The organism is Formosa haliotis (genome assembly GCF_001685485.1).
GTDB lineage: Bacteria > Bacteroidota > Bacteroidia > Flavobacteriales > Flavobacteriaceae > Formosa > Formosa haliotis.
Map to the genome: position 1 here is coordinate 815,964 of NZ_BDEL01000001.1, position 21,217 is coordinate 837,180.

At 30.4% G+C, this 21,217-nt stretch carries 18 protein-coding genes and 1 CRISPR repeat array; of the genes, 1 reads left to right on the forward strand and 17 read right to left on the reverse strand.

The features are described from left to right. Positions 1 to 76 precede the first annotated feature (76 nt). The gene (locus tag A9D35_RS03425) at positions 77 to 1,273 is read left to right on the forward strand and encodes an IS256 family transposase (protein WP_038527458.1); all 1,197 of its coding nucleotides are present in this window, start codon (positions 77 to 79) and stop codon (positions 1,271 to 1,273) included. Positions 1,274 to 1,422: 149 nt separating this feature from the next. On the opposite strand, the gene A9D35_RS03430 is transcribed toward A9D35_RS03425, so the two are convergent. The 17 genes from A9D35_RS03430 to A9D35_RS03510 form a co-directional block, all read right to left on the reverse strand. Further along, the gene (locus A9D35_RS03430) at positions 1,423 to 2,331 is read right to left on the reverse strand and encodes a hypothetical protein (RefSeq protein WP_066219056.1); all 909 of its coding nucleotides are present in this window, start codon (positions 2,329 to 2,331) and stop codon (positions 1,423 to 1,425) included. Between the two features lies 1 nt (position 2,332). After that, positions 2,333 to 3,151, reverse strand: coding sequence for an ORC-CDC6 family AAA ATPase (locus A9D35_RS03435; protein WP_439951250.1), 819 nt, complete (start codon positions 3,149 to 3,151; stop codon positions 2,333 to 2,335). Next, positions 3,091 to 4,128, reverse strand: coding sequence for an ORC-CDC6 family AAA ATPase (locus tag A9D35_RS03440; RefSeq protein ID WP_066219064.1), 1,038 nt, complete (start codon positions 4,126 to 4,128; stop codon positions 3,091 to 3,093). Before A9D35_RS03440 ends, A9D35_RS03435 begins: the two co-directional genes overlap by 61 nt. Next, positions 4,125 to 5,306: a metallophosphoesterase family protein gene (locus A9D35_RS03445; protein WP_066219066.1), complete on the reverse strand. Its 1,182-nt coding sequence runs from the start codon at positions 5,304 to 5,306 to the stop codon at positions 4,125 to 4,127. Before A9D35_RS03445 ends, A9D35_RS03440 begins: the two co-directional genes overlap by 4 nt. A 3-nt stretch (positions 5,307 to 5,309) precedes the next feature. Further along, on the reverse strand, positions 5,310 to 6,158 hold the full coding sequence (locus tag A9D35_RS03450) for a DNA adenine methylase (RefSeq protein WP_066219068.1): 849 nt from the start codon (positions 6,156 to 6,158) through the stop codon (positions 5,310 to 5,312). After that, complete coding sequence (locus A9D35_RS03455; protein ID WP_066219071.1) at positions 6,151 to 7,200, reverse strand: nucleotidyl transferase AbiEii/AbiGii toxin family protein; 1,050 nt, start codon at positions 7,198 to 7,200, stop codon at positions 6,151 to 6,153. The genes A9D35_RS03450 and A9D35_RS03455 overlap by 8 nt, the downstream gene beginning before the upstream one ends. Before the next feature lie 21 nt (positions 7,201 to 7,221). After that, positions 7,222 to 7,953, reverse strand: coding sequence for a DUF6577 family protein (locus tag A9D35_RS03460; protein ID WP_066219076.1), 732 nt, complete (start codon positions 7,951 to 7,953; stop codon positions 7,222 to 7,224). A gap of 110 nt (positions 7,954 to 8,063) precedes the next feature. Then, the gene (locus tag A9D35_RS03465) at positions 8,064 to 9,503 is read right to left on the reverse strand and encodes a type IV secretory system conjugative DNA transfer family protein (protein WP_066219078.1); all 1,440 of its coding nucleotides are present in this window, start codon (positions 9,501 to 9,503) and stop codon (positions 8,064 to 8,066) included. Continuing rightward, positions 9,500 to 10,534 carry a MobB family relaxase gene (gene mobB / locus A9D35_RS03470; protein WP_066219082.1) on the reverse strand — a complete coding sequence of 345 codons (1,035 nt, stop codon included), beginning with the start codon at positions 10,532 to 10,534 and terminating at the stop codon, positions 9,500 to 9,502. The genes A9D35_RS03465 and mobB overlap by 4 nt, the downstream gene beginning before the upstream one ends. Beyond that, positions 10,500 to 11,075 (reverse strand): BfmA/BtgA family mobilization protein, encoded by a 576-nt coding sequence (locus A9D35_RS18810; RefSeq protein WP_066219085.1) that lies wholly within the window; start codon positions 11,073 to 11,075, stop codon positions 10,500 to 10,502. Before A9D35_RS18810 ends, mobB begins: the two co-directional genes overlap by 35 nt. 435 nt (positions 11,076 to 11,510) lie before the next feature. Then, positions 11,511 to 11,954: a JAB domain-containing protein gene (locus A9D35_RS03480; protein WP_066219088.1), complete on the reverse strand. Its 444-nt coding sequence runs from the start codon at positions 11,952 to 11,954 to the stop codon at positions 11,511 to 11,513. Between the two features lie 74 nt (positions 11,955 to 12,028). After that, positions 12,029 to 12,361: a single-stranded DNA-binding protein gene (locus A9D35_RS03485; RefSeq protein WP_066219090.1), complete on the reverse strand. Its 333-nt coding sequence runs from the start codon at positions 12,359 to 12,361 to the stop codon at positions 12,029 to 12,031. A gap of 518 nt (positions 12,362 to 12,879) precedes the next feature. Further along, positions 12,880 to 13,455: a CRISPR direct-repeat array (repeat unit 46 nt; unit sequence GTTGTGAATTGCTTTCAGATTACTATTTTAGTAGATGATTCACAGG). A 109-nt stretch (positions 13,456 to 13,564) separates the two neighbouring features. Next, the gene (gene cas2 / locus A9D35_RS03490) at positions 13,565 to 13,912 is read right to left on the reverse strand and encodes a CRISPR-associated endonuclease Cas2 (RefSeq protein WP_066219093.1); all 348 of its coding nucleotides are present in this window, start codon (positions 13,910 to 13,912) and stop codon (positions 13,565 to 13,567) included. Between the two features lie 29 nt (positions 13,913 to 13,941). Continuing rightward, positions 13,942 to 14,841, reverse strand: coding sequence for a type II CRISPR-associated endonuclease Cas1 (cas1, locus tag A9D35_RS03495; protein ID WP_066219096.1), 900 nt, complete (start codon positions 14,839 to 14,841; stop codon positions 13,942 to 13,944). A 3-nt stretch (positions 14,842 to 14,844) separates the two neighbouring features. Then, on the reverse strand, positions 14,845 to 19,146 hold the full coding sequence (gene cas9 / locus A9D35_RS03500) for a type II CRISPR RNA-guided endonuclease Cas9 (RefSeq protein WP_066219098.1): 4,302 nt from the start codon (positions 19,144 to 19,146) through the stop codon (positions 14,845 to 14,847). Positions 19,147 to 19,593: 447 nt separating this feature from the next. Further along, positions 19,594 to 19,962 (reverse strand): hypothetical protein, encoded by a 369-nt coding sequence (locus A9D35_RS03505; protein WP_066219101.1) that lies wholly within the window; start codon positions 19,960 to 19,962, stop codon positions 19,594 to 19,596. 661 nt (positions 19,963 to 20,623) lie between these two features. Continuing rightward, the gene (locus tag A9D35_RS03510; RefSeq protein ID WP_066219104.1) at positions 20,624 to 21,010 is read right to left on the reverse strand and encodes a hypothetical protein; all 387 of its coding nucleotides are present in this window, start codon (positions 21,008 to 21,010) and stop codon (positions 20,624 to 20,626) included. Positions 21,011 to 21,217 lie beyond the last annotated feature (207 nt).

A 21,217-nucleotide genomic window follows, 5' to 3' on the forward strand; every position in this document is an offset into this window, starting at 1 on the left:
CTGTGTAAGTTTTAAAATCTCAGGTTAAATATTAATCTGAGATTTTTTATTCATTAATTTTAACTTTTACACACTTATGAAACCAGAAGATTTATTAAACGAAGACTTTTTAAAACAATTCAAGAATGCACCAGAGCTAACATCCTTTTTAGAACAGTTGCACAAACGTGGTATTGAGAAGTTACTAGAAGGGGAACTAGATGCCCATTTAGACTACGATAAGCACAAAAAAAGTAAAGCAGCCAACCTTCGAAATGGTTACACTAAAAAGAAATTAAAATCCGTTTTAGGAGAAACAGAGATTCAAGTTCCTCGAGACCGTGATAGTTCTTTTAATCCTTTAATTGTAAAGAAAAGAGAAAGTACAACAGAAGGCATCGAAAATATTATTATATCGCTTTATGCCAAAGGCATGAGTAACAGTGATATTGAAGAACAAATACGTGAGCTGTACGATTTTAATATTTCTACATCCACTATTTCAAGGATTACAGATAAGATTACAGAAGATGTTATTGCTTGGCGGAACAGGCCTTTGGAGGCCACTTACCTAATTGTTTGGATGGATGGCATCGTATTTAAAGTTAGGGAAAACTCTAAAGTCATAAACAAGACTATTTATATTGCAGTAGGCCTGAGAACAGATGGCAAAAAGGAAGTCCTAGGATTATGGTTAGGTAAAAATGAATCTTCAGCCTTTTGGATGAGTGTTTTAACCGATATTAAAGCTCGAGGAACTCAAGATATACTTATCACAGCTACCGATAATTTAAATGGATTTACGGATACTATTAAAACTATTTTTCCGAAATCAACGACTCAAATTTGTGTTGTGCATCAAATAAGAAATTCGTGTCGTTACGTGGTCTGGAAGGACAAAAAGGAATTTACTCGTGACATGAAGCAAATCTATACTGCTCCTACAAAAGAAGCTGCAAAAGCTGCTTTAAATGACTTCAAAACTAAATGGGATTCTAAATATTCTTACGCCATTAAAAGTTGGGAAAATAATTGGGATGAGCTTACAGTATTCTTTGATTTTCCTATTGAAATAAGAACCATAATCTACACCACAAATCTTATAGAAAACCTAAATGGAAAGATACGGAAATACACAAAAAACAAACTCTCGTTTCCAACCGATGAAGCAGTTATGAAATCCGTGTTTTTAGCTTTGAGAGAAAGCACTAAAAAATGGACCATGCCAATCAGAAATTGGGGAGTGATACTAAATCAATTTTTAGCTATATTTGAAAACAGGATTAAGTTATAAATAACCTAACCCTGAAATTTTGAACTTACACACTTTTTAGGATAGTGTCATAATTTTCTGATTTGTTAGGTCTAGGACAAATCAAATTCTAATGTGAAAAATGTTTTTTGAAACGAGTTTTAGTCACTATTTTTTTAAGAAATAATCAACTAGTTTTTAAAGTATACTTCACATATGATAAATGATTTATCATCAATGGGTTCATTATAGTATTCATTTATATCATTACCAGATCCAACTCTCCAAATATCAATATCTGAATATTTAACTGATAACATCATAGATATAAAAGAAAATGGCTTTGGACCTAAAGGGGCTATTATTATGCTATACTCATCTTTAAGATAAAAATATAACCTTGTCAACTCTTTTTCTAAATTAATTAAGTCATCAAAAGAGTAAGTGATTATATTATTAACTTTTTCTCGTAAAATATTTTGATTGTTATTTTCAATTGTATTAACAAATTTTTTATCCGATGCAGGTTTTGTATAAAATAGATAATATTTCTTTGGATCCAAGTGCTCAATAATACCCTCAGCTTTATTTTGTTCATAACCTAAACAAACTATAAGAGCTTTCGGTTTGTCCGTTGGAACAACATACTTTCCTGGTAAAGGAGCAATGCTTCTATTAGGTTTTGGTTTTTTAGGTTCAATATATTTTGAAGGTGTGTAAGAGAAATATGAAATAATATTTTTACATCTATTTTCTTTGTTCTTAAGATATAAAATAATTGAATAGTACCACGATTTTGTCATACAGGAATAATCAATTACGATATTGATAGTATCCTTATTTATTTTTTGTATTTCATTTTCCAAAATATTTATGACCTCTGTATGGTTATTTGTTTTAATTTTTTTTATTAAAACATTTTCATCATAATCTATTTCCTTATAGCAAAAAACAATCTGATTATCAATTTTATTTGTCTTAAGTAATGTGTTGTATAAAGTATATGATCTTTTTTCATGATTTTCTACACATAAAAACAAATCAATGATTTTATCTTTAAAATCATTGATTTTTATCTGCTTTCCGTATTGTATTTCCATTTTATTCGAATAATGACATTTGATTAATATTTGATAAATCAGTCCCTTTTAAACATCTGCTCAAGGATATCTCTCCATATTTTCTAATTGGCAGATCATATAAAACAAAAAACAAATATGAAAGCTTGATTCTTTGGTTTCTAATCTCAAAATCAAAGGCATCATCATTAGTATCTAATAAAATGAAAGCTCCTTGTGAGATTCCTTTCTCTAATAAATCTAAAATATGATTAGGTATTAAACTTTCTTTTTCATCTACAATAAAAGTACCTTTTGGATCCATTTTAAATTGATTACCCAAAATTTCAGATCTAAAATACAGACCTATTTTATCAACAATATCCATAATGGATAATTTATTGTTCTCACCAACAGGAATATTATTTATTACATTTTTAAATTTTTGAGCAATTAAATAAAGTTCTTTATATTGTGTTGTAGCTTTTGCATTTTTCATATCCGATTTTATTAAGATAGAATTTGTTAATCCAATTAACCATCTAGGGTTACCATCGCATATTTCACTCAAAATTTCAATCCCAGAAAGAAAATTATTAGATTTTCTACTTCTATATTTAACAATTAGTTTTCCTTTTGAAGTTTTATTACTTTCAATAAAAAAATTCCTATAATAAACTATTGGTTTTATTTTTCTAAAAAGAGTGTCTTTTTGACCTTCATTAATAGGTGTAGGGTTAGTTGTTTTTACTTTTTTTTGTTTAAGAAAAGTTTTAAACGATTCATCTTTTCTTATTAAATCTAACATTTGTTTATAAAAATCACTTCCCTTTTCATAACTATCACTTTCTTTATTGTAAATTTCGTTTGATTCAAAGTATGAATAAGGACTTGCGTTTGGATATTTCTTTTTAGAAGAGATGTGATTAAAGCGATTGAAAATTCTTTATTATCACTTGAATTCCACATTTTTATTAGTTCATAATCATTTCCTGTTGTTGCTCTATAAGTTCCTTTTAAACAATTTTCTAAATCAGAAGACAATATTGGACTTGCGCTTAATTTATAAAGAATATAATGTTTTCTGCTTCTTAGAGAGACAAACAATTCAGATTGTAGCCATATTGGAGCAAATTCTAATTCATCAAAACATAAAGCCCATTTTTTATTGTTTTTAATTTTAAAAATTCTTTCAAAAATAGGAATGATTGATTCTATTGATGTTACAAAAGATAAGTTAAAATAATCATAATGAGGTAAATCATCGCCTTTGTTATAATTAAAAATAATATTTTGAATCATTTGATTCACATCATCAACTCTTTTGGTTAGTTCCTCCTTAATATACTTAATTTTAGGAATTGTAAGAGGAAGTTTCCATGCTGAAATTAAAACTTTACCTAATTCAAATTCTTTTTCTTCACTTACATTATTAATTTCGAACTCTAAAACATTTAAAAAAGTATCACATAATGACATAAAAACATTTGTATTTACTGAAAATCTAGATATTATTTCAGAAAAATTTCCAAACTTTTTTAATTGTTCATTATATGTATGATTTTTTACATCCCAATATATATCAGTAGATATATAAATTGCATAAAAAGGTATATTTCTTCTAATATTTTCTGCTCTTTCAGATTCCCAAGAATTTAAGGCAGGAAGAGTCAGCATTTTCATCAATGTTGTTTTGCCACATCCTCTGGCACCTAAAATAACTGAATGATTGTTTTGAATTAGTTTAGAAAAACTTTCAGACCAAATAAATGTTTCAGCAACTTCTTTTGGAGCATAATGTCTTGCATTATATGTAGGAAAAATAGTATCTGATTTCATAATAGGTTTAAATTAATTATTCTTTTAGGATTATTCCATAAATGTTCATCAGGCATATAACCACTTTCTTTTAACAGCTTATATAATTGTTTTGAGTCTGCTGGAGTTAAATAATTAACGTCTTCAATATTTTCTGAAATCTCAATCCAAGACATTTCTTTTTTAGTCTCTAATAAAGCTTTTAGATATTCAAATATTTGATCAATATTTTTCTCATTTCCAAAACCAGATATCGGTGCAAAAGCACTCTCGTCAAAGTTTTTTTTCCAGCCATCTTCAGGTAAATAAGTCCATGTTAAAATTTGACCTTTACATTTGCTTTGTCTTTTTGAAAGCTCAATTATATGAAAAGCATTTCTTAAGCCGGCAAACATAATATTACTTCCCGCAGAAAAACTTCCTGCAGAAAAAAGGGGTAATCTATATTTTCCTTGAGGAGAATAATATTTTATAAATGGATCATGTTTGTGACCGTATATAAACAGATCAAAATTATTTTCACCTAACAGATTTAAAAGTTGCTCGCCATTTACAATTCTGTCATCCTCTCCTAAGTTTTTTCTTGGATGTTCAATAGGTGGATGGTGACTCATGGCTATTTGTATCTTACTATCATTATTTTGAATTAAATAACTTTCAATATATTCTATAGATTCCGGAGATATTTCACCTTTACATGCACTTTCTTTGTCATAGTGAAAATGCGAGCTATTAATCACTAGTATTCTGTATTCATTTTCTTCAATAAAAACGCACCCTTTAGACCAAAATATATCCCTATCTGCTTCCTTTTTAATTGGAAAACCTCTTTTTACACCCCTTACATTTTCAGAACTATATTTACTATTGTTTTTGTATACATCAACATCATGATTTCCAATAGTAGCTATAATGTTTTTTGATTCTAGTTCTCGGTTTATTTCAAGAGAAAATTCCCAGCCAGATATTAAACCTTGAAGACTTGCTTTATCTGTGAAGTCTCCTGGACAAAGGGTTAGATCAACTTTTAGCTTACTTTCTTCGTTATTTATTATTTTAATCAAACTCTCTACTGGATGATCATTCGTTGGATAGCGTAACTTATCTGTTAATAAATATGTACTAGGACTATCTCCAACTTTAGTTGGATGACAATGTAAATCACTTACAATTGCAATTCTTAGCTTATTTTCACTCATGTATTATGATCTAGTATTGTAAATTATTAACTCATTAAATATTCCTCTTGTTTTATTTCTACCACCAACTTGACTATTTCTGGATAACTTTTTAGTTTTCCCAATTTTGTTATATAATTTTGTTATAGAAACATGAGATGCATTTGTTAAAATAAAAAATGCTTCACGATTAATAATATTTTCAATGTAAACTTTTAATCGTTCTTGATCATCCCAAGAAAATAATTTTTGATTATACTCAATGAAGCCATTATTTTCGTGAGCAACAGTATATGGAGGGTCTATAAATACCAAATCTCCTTTTTTTATATTATCCAGATTTTTCTCAAAACTTTCATTTCGGATTATAACATTTTTAAGCTTTATACTTATATTCAATAATAATTCTTCATTAATAAAATTAACGTTTTCTTGTTTTCCATATGGAACATTGTATTTCCCTTTACTATTCACTCTAAAAATACCATTAAAAGATGTTTTATTTAAGTAAATGAATCGTGCCGCTCTTTTTTCATTTATTCTTGGATTCTCATTTCTAATTTTATAATAATTTTCAGAAGTGTTTTTTAATTTTTTTAGATATTTGATGACATCATTGGGATTGTCTCTTAATTGAATATAAGTATTAATTAAATCTTTATTAGTGTCAGATAAATAATATTCTTTTTCTCTATTTATATCTAAGTTTATTAAATGAAAAAAAACTGACCCAGCACCTAAAAAAGGTTCGTGATAATTATTGAATGAAGTTGGCAGAAAATCATCTATGTGCTTTTTTACAAACCATCTTTTAGACCCTGTCCATCTTAAAAAAGGCCCTATATTAGATATATTTAATTTTGTTTTAATCATTATACATTGATTTATACCAATAAAAAAATGCTTCTGGATTGCTTTTTTTTAGTTTGTTTAATTTATTGAACTGTTGGTTTTCAATAGTCCAATCTTTAATCTGTTTTGGGCTTTTAAATTTTTCTAAATCTGATACTATTTCATTTTTTAATACTTCTGCTAAATAAGCTGTTTTGGCTGCAGCTGTAATCGCTTCTTCAATATTAAATTTTGTAATGATGAAATTTGTAAAATTACTAATCCCTAGTTGTAAATGTTTAAATTCTTCTGATTTGACATCTCTAGTTGCTAATATGTAGCAAGCTTCTTGGGTATCTTCTAATACATGAATGGCAGATACGTTTAACTTTCTGAATTTAATTTCTTCTGCCACTACTTTGTTGTAGCTATTTTGAACTGTTTTTAAATCTGTGATGTTATCTGTTAAAAAGGCCACATCAAACAATTGCTTTATGATTTCTACGGGTCTGTTTTTACTATATAATATTCCTGTTGTTTTTGGTGCAAAAGCAGTTAATTTGTCTCCTAATATAGCATCAAAAGTTGGCATTTGTACCGTAATAATTTCTCCTGTAGTTTGGACCCAATCATGCGCTATGGGAATTTCCATAAGAGCCGGATATGGATTTGGTGTGTATAATACATCTAATAGTATTGGTTCTACACTACCATCTACATTACTGGTATAATGCATCTTAAAATGTCCTATTGGTGCATCTTGTGTGTGTTTTCTATTGTTGTCGTCTTCCCAATGTGTAAACACCTTATTTTTACTAATCTTTTCTAAAATGTTTTCTATTTCACTTTGTGTTTGCTCTGTAATAATGTCTATATCTATTGAAAATCGTTTAGGTATTTTGGTTGCTAGTAATAATGCCGTACCTCTTTTAAAAATAAATTCTAATCCGTTTACTTTTAATTGTTCTAAAAACAGCAATGCATAAATCACCTTCTCAATTAATTTAGGATCTAATTTCTTTTTTCCTAAATTACTTTTGACTTCATAAATCCAATCTGGATGGTATGTTGTTGGTTCTATCATTCGTAATTATGTTTTGGCAAATTATTTAATTTTTGCCAAAGTTAAATCCGTTAAATTTTCTACTTCATTCTCTCTATTTCGTCTGTATGCATACCGCTTCATTTTATTTTTATTTACCTCATACTTTTCAAATGCAGAAGCGTAAATAAACTCTATTTCACTTTGTTGTGCTGCGTAAAGTTTGGTATCAATAGTCATATCAACTAATAATTTTTCCAGCATTGGCAGCGTTATTTTATTTATTTCTTGCAATGGTGCTTCTGATATTAAATGCTTTAAAATAATAACATCTTCACTATTGTTTATATACAGATTGAACGTTTCTGCATCTGGTTCTATATAAACTTGTTTTCCTTGATCTTTCAGCTCATGAAATACAGCTTCTGTAACATCTTTATCTAATTCTAAAACCGTATAGAATTTAAATGGTTGATGCTTCATAAATTCATTTAACCATTTGGTGTCCCAAATACAAAACGCTGCAAAGGGGTAGTCTTTTTTTATTTTATTGAACAAGCGTTTTAAATGACTATCTACAACAGGATTGTAAGCTTTTTTTTCTTTTAGAGCATACATGCCTCTTGCGGGATTTTTAATAAGTCCTTCCTTTTTTAAACGTGACAAATACACGTTTATAGTGCTTTGTTTTAATTCAGGAAAATCTAAAATAATACATTTAACCAATTTCTCTTTTGAAATAGTTGATTGTTTCTTAAAATAAGATTCTATTTTATCTTTTAATGTATCAATCAATGTGTAAAGTTCTTAATTAATCTTTGGCAAATTACATAATATTTGCCAAAGATTAATACCTTTAAACTTTTTTAACTCAAAACATATATAACTTCGTTTAATAAAGTTCATCACCCATTAATAAATCCTATCTCTCTGTAAACCTTTTCATAATTAAATTTTAATTGCTCTTCAGTTACATTTTCTGTACAATCGGGTAAGGCTTTTATAATACGTTGATACTTAAGGCGGACTTTTCTATCCTTACCATCAGCAAAAGCAATAAACTCACCTTGTTTCAGTCTAAAAAATATACTAGCACGACGTTTAGATACTTCGCGTTCCCCTTTTGTGATACGACTCTCCATACTTAAACCACTATTTTGGCTAACACTTCTTGTTGCCACTTTAATCATTTCGAAAAAATGTTCATAATACCTAGCCGTATCTGGATCGTTGACTTTTCCAAAAAACTGATAAGAGAGATTGGACAAAATTGCTTTACTCGCTTTATCTCCATAAAGAATATCATTTTGAATCTTATCCTGCATCACATAAATTGTTGACACATCAAAACTTCTTAAAGTGGCAGGTATACGTGGCATATTTAATAGTTTAATAGTAGGAGCTTCCTCCATCAAAACAAAAGAGGACCTTCTGTGTCGTTCACTCATCTGCTTCACAATAGTATGCATAATTGTCGCTATGATGGGTGCGTATGCAGATTCGTATTTCGGATTATTTACAACAGATATAACTGAAGGATTTCTATCTGAATTGATATCTAAAGGCACTTCATCTTCAGATAACACCATAAATATTTTGTGTGAGCTAATTTTTTTAAAAGCATTAGATAACGTACTCTTTATCCCCGCTGTTTGTTTTTCGGATTCTATGCCGTTTATAAAAGCACTAGCCATACTTTTAGCCGTTAAATTTGTACTTAGAAAAGCAATTAGCCTCTTAGTCGTTAAGCTTTGAAACAACGCAATGATATGTGGCAACGTACATAGTTTCGGATAATCGGTTTTCATTTTCCAGATCATGCCTGCTAACAAACCTTCAACAGCATCATTAAAAAAGCGAGAAGTCGCATTAGTCTCACCATGTACCTCTAATAAATTTTCGATGAGTACCCGAGAAAGTTCATTCACACTTTCTTCGTTTGGCAGATATCTAGGTGCTATGGGATTAACTTTATTATATATTGTATCAAAAGAGACCGTATAAAAGTTTAAATCTGACTGTGCTTTAAAAAGCGGATACGCTATTTCAGTAAGTTCAAAATGTTTATAATCGTGAATAACTCCACAAAAATTATATTTACTAAAATGCTGCAATAAATTATACACTACACTTTCCGTTTTACCACTTCCTGCAGATCCGATAATGGAAACACCTCGTTTAATATTTTCTATATTAAAACGACCTGAGTTTAATTTAAAGATAACCCTATACTTTTTATCTAAAGCTTTAGATTCTGATTTAAACAAACCTATATATAGTAAAATTAGCATCACTAGTGCAGGTATAAGTACAAATAAAACTATATGTGGGAGTGAGTTTATCATATAGAAATAGATCCAGAATTCAGCGCTCTTGTTATTCCCTGTTTCATTTTATTTATGGTTTTAAGTACCAATTGAGTCTGACTAGTTGGAACATTAAGTATGGGAACAGATACCCCAGCCTGAGATAATAATTTAAAAGCGATAGCTTTTTCATTATTTGGTAAGCCTATTAAAGAGGCATAATAACGTTGTGGATTTTTAGTTAATAACTTCTTCGACTGATATGTTTCTACAAAATTACGATCATATTTAAACTGTCCATCAAAACGCTTTTCTGCCTGTCCAAAAAACTGGTCCCGATCAAATCCACGTTTTACGGTCTTACCATTAAATTTCACTTCGGAGGCTTTATATTTACTACCAGGAGACAAACTATACCGATTAGATTGATCCTTTCGACTTACAATAATATGAATGTGTGACTGCTCCCCTACTTTAGCCATACCTTGTGTAATCATTATACCATTGATTTTATGAGGAGCTTCATGCTCCAAATTTTTAATTTGTTTGTGCTTTTTATCTATATCCCCGACTAGCTTACCACTTTCTATTTTTTGTATATCGTTCCTGAGTTTTACAATTTCTTTATAGTAAGGTGCATTTTCCTTAATCGCTTTATCTGTGCCTTTATAAGTCCGCTCATGTTCAATTTTAGCATAATATTTAATATCCTGAATACGTATGGGTTTTCCTTCTATTTCTCTGTTAAACGCTTTAGCATAATCCTCCATAATCGTTTTGGTATACATTTTTAATTTTTCAGTATCATTTTTAATATGTTTTAATTCTGATTTACTAGGATTTACTGTTATGGAATAAAATCGAGGTTCATTTTTCTTCAGTTTGGATGTATTCCCATCAATATCTTTTATAACATCTTTAGCTAGAAATTCATCACCTTGTTGATTAAAAAAGTACTCCGTTTCTTCAAGCGGTTTATTCTCATTCTCTTTTTCTAAATAAGCCACAAAATCAGATACAGAACTACTATAACTCTCACCAATTTTCTGCGCGGTTATTGTAATGTACATGATCTATATTGTTTTTAATGCGTTCTATATCTTCTTTGCTTAAATTGAGTCGATAATATCCTACCCCAAAATTATTCCTTACATACTTCAATTTTTCAAGCATTAATTGGGTGTCCGATTTGAGATTCTGATAGTGTTTCTGACTGTCCTTATACTGCTTTTGATAATACTCTAGCTCCTCATTTTCTGTAATAAGCTCCTGAGGTTTAAATTCAATTTGATCTTCTTTTTCTTGTTGTGCACTAACTTCAAATAACCGTTTTATTAAGAAAGCTGTCGGTTCTGTTTGTTGTTTTTCAATTGATTTTATAATAGCTATAAGGGCGTTAAAACGTTTTTTCATTTGAAACTTTAAACTCGTAATAGTTTCCCCAAAACGTTCAGAAGGACTAATCTCATTGGTTTCAAAAAATAAAATCATATCTAGTAAACTAAGCGATTGCGACTTTCCATAATGCTTACAGAACCGTCTAAACTTCCTAGCTACTGAAGATTTCAGTTTAAATGTTACAAACCTTTCTTTTTCAAACCCCTCATCCATTTTTTAGTAAAAATTTATTGATTTTACTGGGCTGAACTGATTTTTTACTAAAAAACCAAGATTACTGCCATGTACCATATTCTAACAACCCCCTATAAACAAAGGGATAACAGCGAAATCGAACCCCGTAACATCGCGCAGCGTGTTACCCTCTTGCTATTCGATTTCGTCCCGTAGGGACAAAATTTTCATACACTTTTAACTCTCAAAATAATTGAGATCTTACACCGTATGCGTTCGTCTCAAGGTATTATATTATGAAGAAAACCAAAAAACTAGATTGTTCTCAATTACACTGATTTAAAATTAAACCATATGAATTTTCAAAATCTATACAATTTGAAATGCAATTTGAATTTAACTTATGAAAACTATGACATAAAAAAACCTCTGGAGAAACCAGAGGCTTTAATAGTATAATACTAAAATTATAAATTATAAGATACCATTATCGGCAAAACTATAATACGCTCCATTTGGAACAATAATTATATGATCCAATACTTTAATATCTAGAAACGTGGCCGCCTCTTTAATTTTACGTGTAATCTGTTTATCCGCTTCACTCGGTTTTAATTTACTACTCGGGTGATTATGAGCTAAAATAATGGCAGTACTCACCGATTTTAAAACTATGGCAAACAGGATCCGAATATCTACTAAAGTTCCGGTAATTCCTCCCGTTGAAAGTTCATAAACCCCTTTAACTTTGTTGGAATTATTTAAAAGAAGAATTTTAAAAGATTCGTGCAATCCTATAGTATCCTTATCCCAGTTATCATATAATATATTGCAAGCATCCTGCGAGCAACCAATTGAAAAAGAAGCTTTTAATTTCTCTTTATAACGTACCTGAATTTCATTAACTTTGCTTTTCATATGTTTGGATTTAAAAGTTTAAACGTTAATTAAAAAAGGGTGCTAGGATAAAGGGAGCACCCTTTTATTTAAAATTAGGCTCCTAGAAGAAGGATTTCACTAATTGTAATTTCTGTAACGTATCGTTTTACGCCGTCTTTGTCTTCATAACTTCGAGAAGATAGTTTCCCCTCAATAGCTAGTTCTCTTCCTGTAAACACATATTCCTCAATAATATCGGCTTTTTTACCCCAAGCAATTAAATTATGCCAGCTGGTGTTGGTATGCTTTTCGCCTTTCTTATTACTGTAATGTTCATTAGTTGCCAATGATATACGGGCTAACTTTTTTCCGTCTTCTAAAATGGTAATACTTGGTTCTTGTCCTACATTACCAATTAATTGCACTCTGTTTTTAATTGTACTCATGATTGAAAAATTTAAAAGGTTAATAAATACCCCTTAGTTTTTAAGTTTTAATGTGATGTAAATTTTAAGGGGTGCTTTGTATACTTCTCTCTAAAAGAGAACCATGTTTGAGGTAGGTTTTGTCAAGGCTTTTAGTGAAAGTTCAGGAGTGTCTGCTACGTAGTAAAATCCTTGGATTTTCAAGGCTGTAGAAACCTTAAGTTTTGCTAAAATTTACTTGGTCTTGACAAGTTCTACTATAGCCTTAGCCCTTCTTTTGAAATATTCAATACCACAGGTGTACGGAAAGTTAAGCATGGGGTATTTAAAATTTCAAATTAGAAGTGGCTTTGGCTATGCCTGGTTTTTGTTGTACCAAAAACCAACAAAGGCCTCAAACATTATAAACCCCTTAAAATGATTTGACAAGTCCTGAATTTTTATGATGAATCGCGGAAAGCCCCGAGAAGGCTTTTCCGATACAGCAGTTAAGAAAATTTAGGGGTTGACTTCCTAATTCTTTTTTAATCAAATTTATGGTTGTGAACTGCTTTCAGATTACTATTTTAGTAGATGATTCACAGGTGCGAGTTCTTAAGTCCAGCTGGTGTAAATGTTGTGAATTGCTTTCAGATTACTATTTTAGTAGATGATTCACAGGATTTGCCACATTTCCAGAAAACATTAGGCGTTGTGAATTGCTTTCAGATTACTATTTTAGTAGATGATTCACAGGCATGATGCGGATAAAATAGAGGTCTGGTTGGTTGTGAATTGCTTTCAGATTACTATTTTAGTAGATGATTCACAGGGACTAGGTGAAGCGGCCAATCAACGTATTAGTTGTGAATTGCTTTCAGATTACTATTTTAGTAGATGATTCACAGGAACAGCCGAAAACTAAAAACCTTTATGCTGGTTGTGAATTGCTTTCAGATTACTATTTTAGTAGATGATTCACAGGAAAAGTTGTAAAACAGGTTCCATTGCTTGGGTTGTGAATTGCTTTCAGATTACTATTTTAGTAGATGATTCACAGGTTTCGCTTAATAGGTTACGCATGGTTACGGTTGTGAATTGCTTTCAGATTACTATTTTAGTAGATGATTCACAGGATACCAACCACAAACAACTGGTATCCTGTTTATTAACCACAATATTAGAAATTAAAAATATTTACTATTCTTTAATTTCTAATAACTGATTATCTGACTTTCAACAATCCTAGAACAACTCTAATTGCTGACTAATTGGTTCCTGTTCAATCTCTTTTTGACCATGAAATAGCTCCATCATTCCAAACTGTTTATCGGTAATTTGCATAATACACACCTTACCTTTTTTGGGTAAATTCATTTTGGTTCTTTTAATATGCACAGCTGAATTCTCACGACTTGCACAAAATCGCATGTATATACTAAATTGAAACATGTTAAATCCGTCATCCAAAAGCTGCTTTCGAAAACGTGTAGCTACTTTACGCTCTGTTAAAGTTTCTGTTGGCAAATCGAAGAACACTAACACCCACATACTTCTATATTTATTTAATCTTGAAAATTTATCATCTTTCATAACCAAAACATCAGAACAAATACAACGCTTTAAGTAAACTCCGGATACATAACCTTTCTACTTACACCTGCAAAACACTCATACAAACTATTTGTTGTCCTACTCATAGCTACCATTAAAGGACTTTGTTTGCCATCAATTATAACATCCATAGCAGGAATACATAACAATTCCGCTTTTAAAGATTGTGTTAAGTCTTCTATATTACAACCTGTTTCTACGATATCAAACACTAAAGAATCTACAAATGGCCGGTAAGGTTCCATTACATCATCGGCTAAACAAAAGGCGTTGTACTTATTACTATGAAAAATCCCAACCGAAGGTAATAATCCACTACTAACCAAAGCCCTTGCTGCAACAGCCCTTAAAATAGCATAACCATAATTCAGCAAATTATTAGGTGGTACGCCTTTTTGGTTTCGACTGAACCTGTCAACTTCTTCAAACAATGACTGAAAATAATAGGCCGCTGCAATTGCTTCAATGTTTCCTGAGTCCCCACTTTTAACTTCCTTTGCCCAACGTTTTAACTTTAATGCTCGCTTACCTTGTTGCAACAAGTGATTGGCTTGATTATCGACTTTAGCACTTACCGTTTGCTGCCAAAGTTGTTTTTTTAAAGGAACCGAAGCATTCAATTGATACCGTATCCGTTGGGTTTGTTCACTATGCCCCACTAATGGTTGTAAAAAACCACAAGGCAAATGTTGTTTATCACAAGTAATTACTGCGGTTTTATTTTGTACCAATTTCATCATCAAACCATTTGTAATGGTAATTTGCGGATCTTCTAACACTACATACCCTAAATCTTCAATAGGAATAGTCACTTCTTTCTTATCGTCCTCAGGAAAGTTGACTACCAATTGCTCATGTTTTGTACTTAAATAGGCTGGATTACCGAAGAAGAGAGTACGTTTTATCATTGTTTAGAATTTCCAAGTTATTGAACCATCTAAATTCATTTCAAAATCTTTTTCTTCAATAGCAAAATTCCAGCCATTTGCTGTAATTCTTAAAAGAGGAGTGTACTCTGCAAAATTCATTGAGGAAGATTCTTTATACTCTTTTTTGATATCAGTGGTGCTCCCTGAAATTAAATGATGTTTTAATCTTATTCTTCCATCATTTTCAAAAATGTACATCTTATACAAACGTTCAGAAAGTTCTTTATCACTAAGCTCTTTTAACTCTTCTAAGCTTTCCTTATAAAAAACAGCCTTTTGACCCGATTTTAAAACAGTATATAGTGGAAGTTGATACTTTTTCTTTTGAATAGAATTAAAATGGGGAATTTCAAAAAAATCTTTTTCCTCTTTTATACTATCTTTCATTTTTGCTAAATCGTAAATACCGATAATGTTAATAGCTCGTTCTTCCTTTCCTTTTATTTTACCCTTATAAAAAAGACAAAATACATTTTCACCATTTTGCGCATAAGTGGTTTGTTTATATTCTTTATCAGAAGCAAAATCATGTGTATGTGGACTTACCGCAGTAGTATGTTTTAATCTTTCAAAACACCTAATATGCCTTATTTTATTAACCTTTTCTCCCTTTTTATCCAGCATATAAATACCTTTTTCTAAAGCATCTTTAAAACTTCCCGCTTCTTCAACTTGTTTTGCAATCATTTGAAATAAAGCTTTATCTACAATAACTTTTTCAACATCTGCTAAATTTTTAAAACCTGGTGAAGCAGCATCTTTAGCGTAGACTAGTGGTTTTCTTACGACAAGTTTGATTTCGTCTTCTAATACCATGTTCTTTTCCTCATCAAAAACAATGGTATTATCTTCATTACGTTTGGCTTGTTTTATAGCTCCATACAAAGACTCTCCATGTAATTGTCCGCGAATACTATCTCCTTTTGCCCACTTGGTAATCTTATTATATCTTTCATCTAATTTGTATTGCCATTTTCCTTTTTCATCTTTGTATTTTATATAATCTACCTCACCACGTTTCCTAACTTTTTTAAAGGTTTGGCTTAAAGTCCGTGGCTCAGTTAAATTATTGATAAGAGATTCTTCTTCAATTTGCTTAATGTAATAAGGTTTAAAGTCTTCCCAATCTATCGGTTGTTCGTGATGTATATACCTAAAGTTTTCTTCTTTTTTAAGTTGATATTCCTTAACGATCCTATCACGATGCTCTGGTTTAGGTATTAACGTTAATATAGCACCGTCCATGGCATGATGACTGTGTTTCATTCGGTCTTTTTTATCATCTAAAAATTTAACATTAAAAACTTCTTTAAAAATATCTACCACTGCGCCTTTTTGAACCTCAACACGATTAAACACAGTTCGTAAATAAGGCACAGCGTATTTAGTCATGATTTGAGTATCTCGTAACTGACTATTTTTCCAACTCGCTTTATATTCTTCAATAGTAAAAGTTTGTAGTTTTTGTTTTAAATAATCCAGTTTGAATTTTAAGAGATGTCTTTGCTGAATTTTATAATCTTTAGCGTCTTTATTATCTATATAACTTAGATTTTTTAATCCATCTAACTGTTTTTCTAAATCAGCTATTTTAGCCCATTTTTCAACAACTATTTCTTTTTCAACTTTACCCCTTTTTATTTTCTTTTTGTAAAAAGTTCGTTTTCCAAAAATGCTTTCAATATTTTTTATAACAGGCTCAATTGATTTCCCATTAAAAGTTGAAGCTTCTTTATAATTATTAAGTTGTGAAGGAAATCTTTTTCCTTTAATCAGGTTGTTGAAATCTTTATTTGCTAGACTTAAATTCTTTAACTCACTATCAAAACTGATACTTGCTGGAATGGTATGTTCAATATCGTAATGCTCCCCATTAAGTACATCGCACATATTAATGGTTTCTCCTGTGTAAAGGCATTTCCTATCTTGCTCTTCCCAAAGACGAATTTTGCGCAATAGCGATTTATCATTAACATCAAAACTAGTGCTACATTCTTTATTGATTTCCTCTATTCGTTTTTTAAAAGACTCGTTTTCTCGCTCACGTTCATTTTGCCATTTTTCAAGAGCTTTTCTATAGTTGGCATTGTTTAGTTCTCGAGCAATTTCAACCACAACACGAGTATGAGCATCAATTTGATTGGTTTGCAATAAAAAGTTTAATAATTGTTTTAGCTTATGCAAACTTTTTAAAGCCATTGGATTTTTAAAGCCTTTACTTATGGGCTCTGGGTCTCCCAATAATTTTAAAGAAATACCCTCGGTTTCTGCCTCTGGGTATTTATGTAAAAATCTATCTAATTCGGTTTCTTTAATATAAATAGTTTTATTCTTTAAGGAAACTTCTTGATAATCGGACGCATTAGGGTACTTTTCTTGCTCGGAAGGATGCCATAAAAACTTGATATTTCCATTTGGCACCTGCTCAGGATAATGTTCTTGTAAATATGTAAAAATCTGGTCATGAATTCTAGGCTGTTCCATAAACCCACCTTTTTTGGCTTGAAGTGGCTTTTGCAAGAACTCCTTAAAGTGTTTTTTTACATAATCTAGATATTTTTTTTGAGTTATATCATCTGTCTCCTTCCAAGTTTTTTTACCTAAATTTTCAATAATTTTTTGCTGAATCGAATCTAAATCAGAGACATCCAAATCTTCATTTTCCGAAAGATGATAGTCACCCTCAGCAACCAATTCTGCTCTAAAAAGACTATTTAAAACATTGTTGAGTTGTTTTACTGTAGAAGCATGTTCATAAATTCTATCAATTTCATGAGCAAAATGATTGATAAAATTTTCAGATACTTCGTGCGTTCCTAAAACCTTTTGAAGATTTGCCATGTAAACAGCCTTTGAATAAATAAATCCTTTTTGCAGATAGGGAAGTATCTTTTTTATCGCTGAAAGACTTAGCGTTGCATACCCCTGCTGTAATCTTATTTTTGAAAATTTTTCAGCTTGTTCTTCAGAAAGTCCTAGTTTTTGTATTCCAAACTCTTTTAGTTTTTCTTCATTATCAAAAGTGAACAATACGTGCCAAATATCTTCAATTGTATAATCTTTATTTAGTTTCTTTTTGGGCTGTGCTTGACGCTCAAAAGAAGCTTTCCAACTATAATTTTCTTTCCAATTTTCGCCTAAAATATCCTCTAGCTTTTTTAGTAGTTTAGCCGATAAAACTTTTGTATCTGGCCTTTCACTAAATTTGGAATGTATTTTTGCCCCATCTCTATTAATTCTATCCAGAACGGTTTTCAATTTAAAATCGTTACCGCTTTTTAAAAACAACGGATATATTTTTTTCTGAAGATAATTCTCTAAATCTTCCCCCTGTGGAGCTTCAATTTTAAGATTATTAATAAATACCCATGTTCTATATTCCTCATAAAACGGATGACTTATTGGCACTCGACGTTTATTCTTCTCGTAAGTACATAACCCCACCAAACCTTTTTGAGTTCGTAAGGGGCGTTGCCAGATAATCGCTTTATATAATTTTTTATAATCGTCCTCGTTTAAACTTTGTACGCGACAAATTTCTTTTAATTCATTTTCGTAATCTTTACGTAAATTATAACGTTGACGAATTCTTATTTTTTCATAATTAGAGGATTTATCCTTTTGATAATAGTAAAGCGCGGCCCCTAAACTTATATGTTTTTCTATATAATCTGCTATTTCATCTCTACCTTTTGTCGCTCCATCTTTTGAACCTTGAAGCATAGTTTTCGCTTCCTCTTCATCGCGGCCTTTAAACCCTCTTCTCTGTACTAATTGATAAAAAACACGGCCTAAAATTTCAGGATTATTCTGAAACACCTTTTTATTCTTCTCTTCTTCACTTATAGCTTTCGCCCTAAATAAATAGTAACTTTCATGTTTATCACCTCCCAATAAATTAAAATCAGGTTTACCATCGCCATTAAAATCAAACCTAAGCCAATTAATAAATCTTTCCGTTTGCGGATATTTACGTTTATCCTTTTTTGAATATTTTCGCCATTGGTCCAACTCCTCAATACTTAAAGGACACATGCCTTTATTAATTAAAAATTCAAGCACCTCCCATTTTCTATACTTTTCAGCTTGATAATTTCTTCGTTTTCCCCTACTTTCTGTACGCTTTTTAACTTTAGGAAATTCTACACCTTTTTCTTCACCAACACCTTTGTCGAAAATTAAAACGCCATTTTTAATAATTTGATTTTCGGATGCTGATACATCTCTTATCGCCCACCCGATTGAATTTGTCCCAAGGTCGATTCCTAAAGTTAAGTTATTCATAATGCGTGTTTTGTTTTTTTAAATATCTGAAGATTTATGCTTCAAATCTTATCTTCAAGATTGTTATCATTCAAATTTAATTAAAAAAAGGTTCTATACAACTTGTATATTTGAAAATAAAAGCTTTCTTTGCTTATAGAGAGAAAGTTATTTGTGCACAAATAATTGAATTTGGTGGTCCAAACCCATTTTCTGATCTTTAATAGATTTATCTCTTTTTATACTTTTGTACAGGTTTAAATTGAACCTGCACAAGTTGTATGTTGTGAATTGCTTTATTTTTTCTATATTTACTAACTGAAAGCAATTCATAATAAGGCTATAAGCCGAAGAAAAATCTTAAATCCTGCGTACCCCGTGGGATTTTCAAATTTAACCACTTAATTTCCAGTGTTTTTCATTTTTCATCTTATTTGATTTAACCCTATTTTCCATATATATTTCTCTTTAAACTTCTGTACTATTAATTCCAATTTTCCCATAGGTATATTTCGTAGTCCCATGGGATAAGGATTCTTTAAATTTAAAATTGTATATACCTGCAGTATAATGTTTAATAGATTTAGTACCACTCAATGGAATAGTCTGATATCCTTGTCCATTTCCAAAATCTGCTTGAAGACTTGTGATAGTTGTACTGGAAGACTGCATAGTAAAGTCACTACCTGTTACAAAGGTTACAGAAGTACTATTGCTATTTTCTTTTAATGGACTTAATACTAAAGCAGTCTTTTTTAAATATGGACTTCTTGATCTACCGCTTACATCTACAAATAAACTATCGCTGCCTGAAAGATCAAATAAATTTTCAACCAAAGCATTTTCATCAATTATTTCATATTCAGTGTTAATTATACCAATCGCAATTTTATTTTGAAGAAATTATTCTTTTACATCATTTTGAAGATCTGATAATTCTTGCCATCTATTTAAATAATCAGAAATTTGTAGTTCAGCATAAGCCTATAAAAATGATGTACACTGGAATTGTCGGTCGAAGTTTGATTAAATGATGGTAAATCAGACATATTAAATACCCTATCATAAAGAATATCCGTTGTTACATAAGATTTGTTTAATAACTGAAATTTGTCATCAATATAATCAGTATAAGTCTGACTATAAATCAATACTGGAAACACATGCATTAGCAATAAAAGTAATCTTTTTCTCATGGTAAATAAGGATTAGAATTATGGTTATAAATTAATTGCAGATATAAGGGGAATCAAATATAAAATGGTAAGTAAGTAAACATTAAAATTTATGACATAAAAATTTTAGATTATTAATGAAATGACCTAGCCTTATAATTTATAAGGCAGTTTTTATTCAGATTCAGCATTCAAAGTAACCAAATTAATATTCAATTTACCTGAGCTTAATAAGATGTATTTAACCGGATCATTTAAATCCTGTAGTTTAAGATTATCAAATGTTAATTGAATTTGTTTCTTTTCATTCAATTCCAATACTTTTATTTTACCAGAAAATGGGTGGATTGAGTTATTTCAGTAGCCAAATCAACAACCATTTTATTCCCATCTTCCTCATAAAGATCTTTATTTCCATCACTTAAACTTAAATCATAAGTACCTGTATGAGTAACGTCTTTTAAGTATAATTTTATTTGAGATTTTGAATTTTGAATTTTGAAAGTTAAAAATCCAATCATTTTCACTTGTAAAGACACTAATACCCTTTTAATCACTGGCAATGAACCGTGATCCTTAGGCAAAAACACATCATCATTAATCCTACAGGAAAAAGTATTTTCAGTAGTAATTGGTGGAATGGTCTCATCACTGAAACAACCTATCGTAATGGTAATAAAGGCAATAATTAAGTAGGAGAAAATTTTCATAGCTTTTTAAGTTTCCAATTGTAATACTCTAAAAATATATAAGTTAAAGAAATAAAAAAATGGTAATTTCTATTTTATTTGTATTTATCAATCTTAAACACACATAATTTTGTATAAAGGAAAAAAGCCAGAGGGTAACACGCTAAAGCGATTTTACGGTTTCAATCCCCCTATTTACAAGGCTTTTCAGGCCTCTTTGGAAATATC

Excerpts from the sequence above, each read along its gene's own strand:
- A9D35_RS03510 (WP_066219104.1), bottom strand. The coding sequence starts at position 21,010 with ATGAAAATTTTCTCCTACTTAATTATTGCCTTTATTACCATTACGATA.
- cas2 (WP_066219093.1), bottom strand. The coding sequence starts at position 13,912 with ATGAAAGATGATAAATTTTCAAGATTAAATAAATATAGAAGTATGTGG.
- mobB (WP_066219082.1), bottom strand. The coding sequence starts at position 10,534 with ATGTACATTACAATAACCGCGCAGAAAATTGGTGAGAGTTATAGTAGT.
- A9D35_RS03425 (WP_038527458.1), top strand. The coding sequence starts at position 77 with ATGAAACCAGAAGATTTATTAAACGAAGACTTTTTAAAACAATTCAAG.
- A9D35_RS03450 (WP_066219068.1), bottom strand. The coding sequence starts at position 6,158 with ATGATTAAAACAAAATTAAATATATCTAATATAGGGCCTTTTTTAAGA.
- A9D35_RS03430 (WP_066219056.1), bottom strand. The coding sequence starts at position 2,331 with ATGGAAATACAATACGGAAAGCAGATAAAAATCAATGATTTTAAAGAT.
- A9D35_RS18810 (WP_066219085.1), bottom strand. The coding sequence starts at position 11,075 with ATGGATGAGGGGTTTGAAAAAGAAAGGTTTGTAACATTTAAACTGAAA.
- A9D35_RS03480 (WP_066219088.1), bottom strand. The coding sequence starts at position 11,954 with ATGAAAAGCAAAGTTAATGAAATTCAGGTACGTTATAAAGAGAAATTA.
- A9D35_RS03465 (WP_066219078.1), bottom strand. The coding sequence starts at position 9,503 with ATGATAAACTCACTCCCACATATAGTTTTATTTGTACTTATACCTGCA.
- A9D35_RS03485 (WP_066219090.1), bottom strand. The coding sequence starts at position 12,361 with ATGAGTACAATTAAAAACAGAGTGCAATTAATTGGTAATGTAGGACAA.
- A9D35_RS03440 (WP_066219064.1), bottom strand. The coding sequence starts at position 4,128 with ATGAAATCAGATACTATTTTTCCTACATATAATGCAAGACATTATGCT.
- A9D35_RS03445 (WP_066219066.1), bottom strand. The coding sequence starts at position 5,306 with ATGAGTGAAAATAAGCTAAGAATTGCAATTGTAAGTGATTTACATTGT.
- cas1 (WP_066219096.1), bottom strand. The coding sequence starts at position 14,841 with ATGATAAAACGTACTCTCTTCTTCGGTAATCCAGCCTATTTAAGTACA.
- A9D35_RS03455 (WP_066219071.1), bottom strand. The coding sequence starts at position 7,200 with ATGATAGAACCAACAACATACCATCCAGATTGGATTTATGAAGTCAAA.
- cas9 (WP_066219098.1), bottom strand. The coding sequence starts at position 19,146 with ATGAATAACTTAACTTTAGGAATCGACCTTGGGACAAATTCAATCGGG.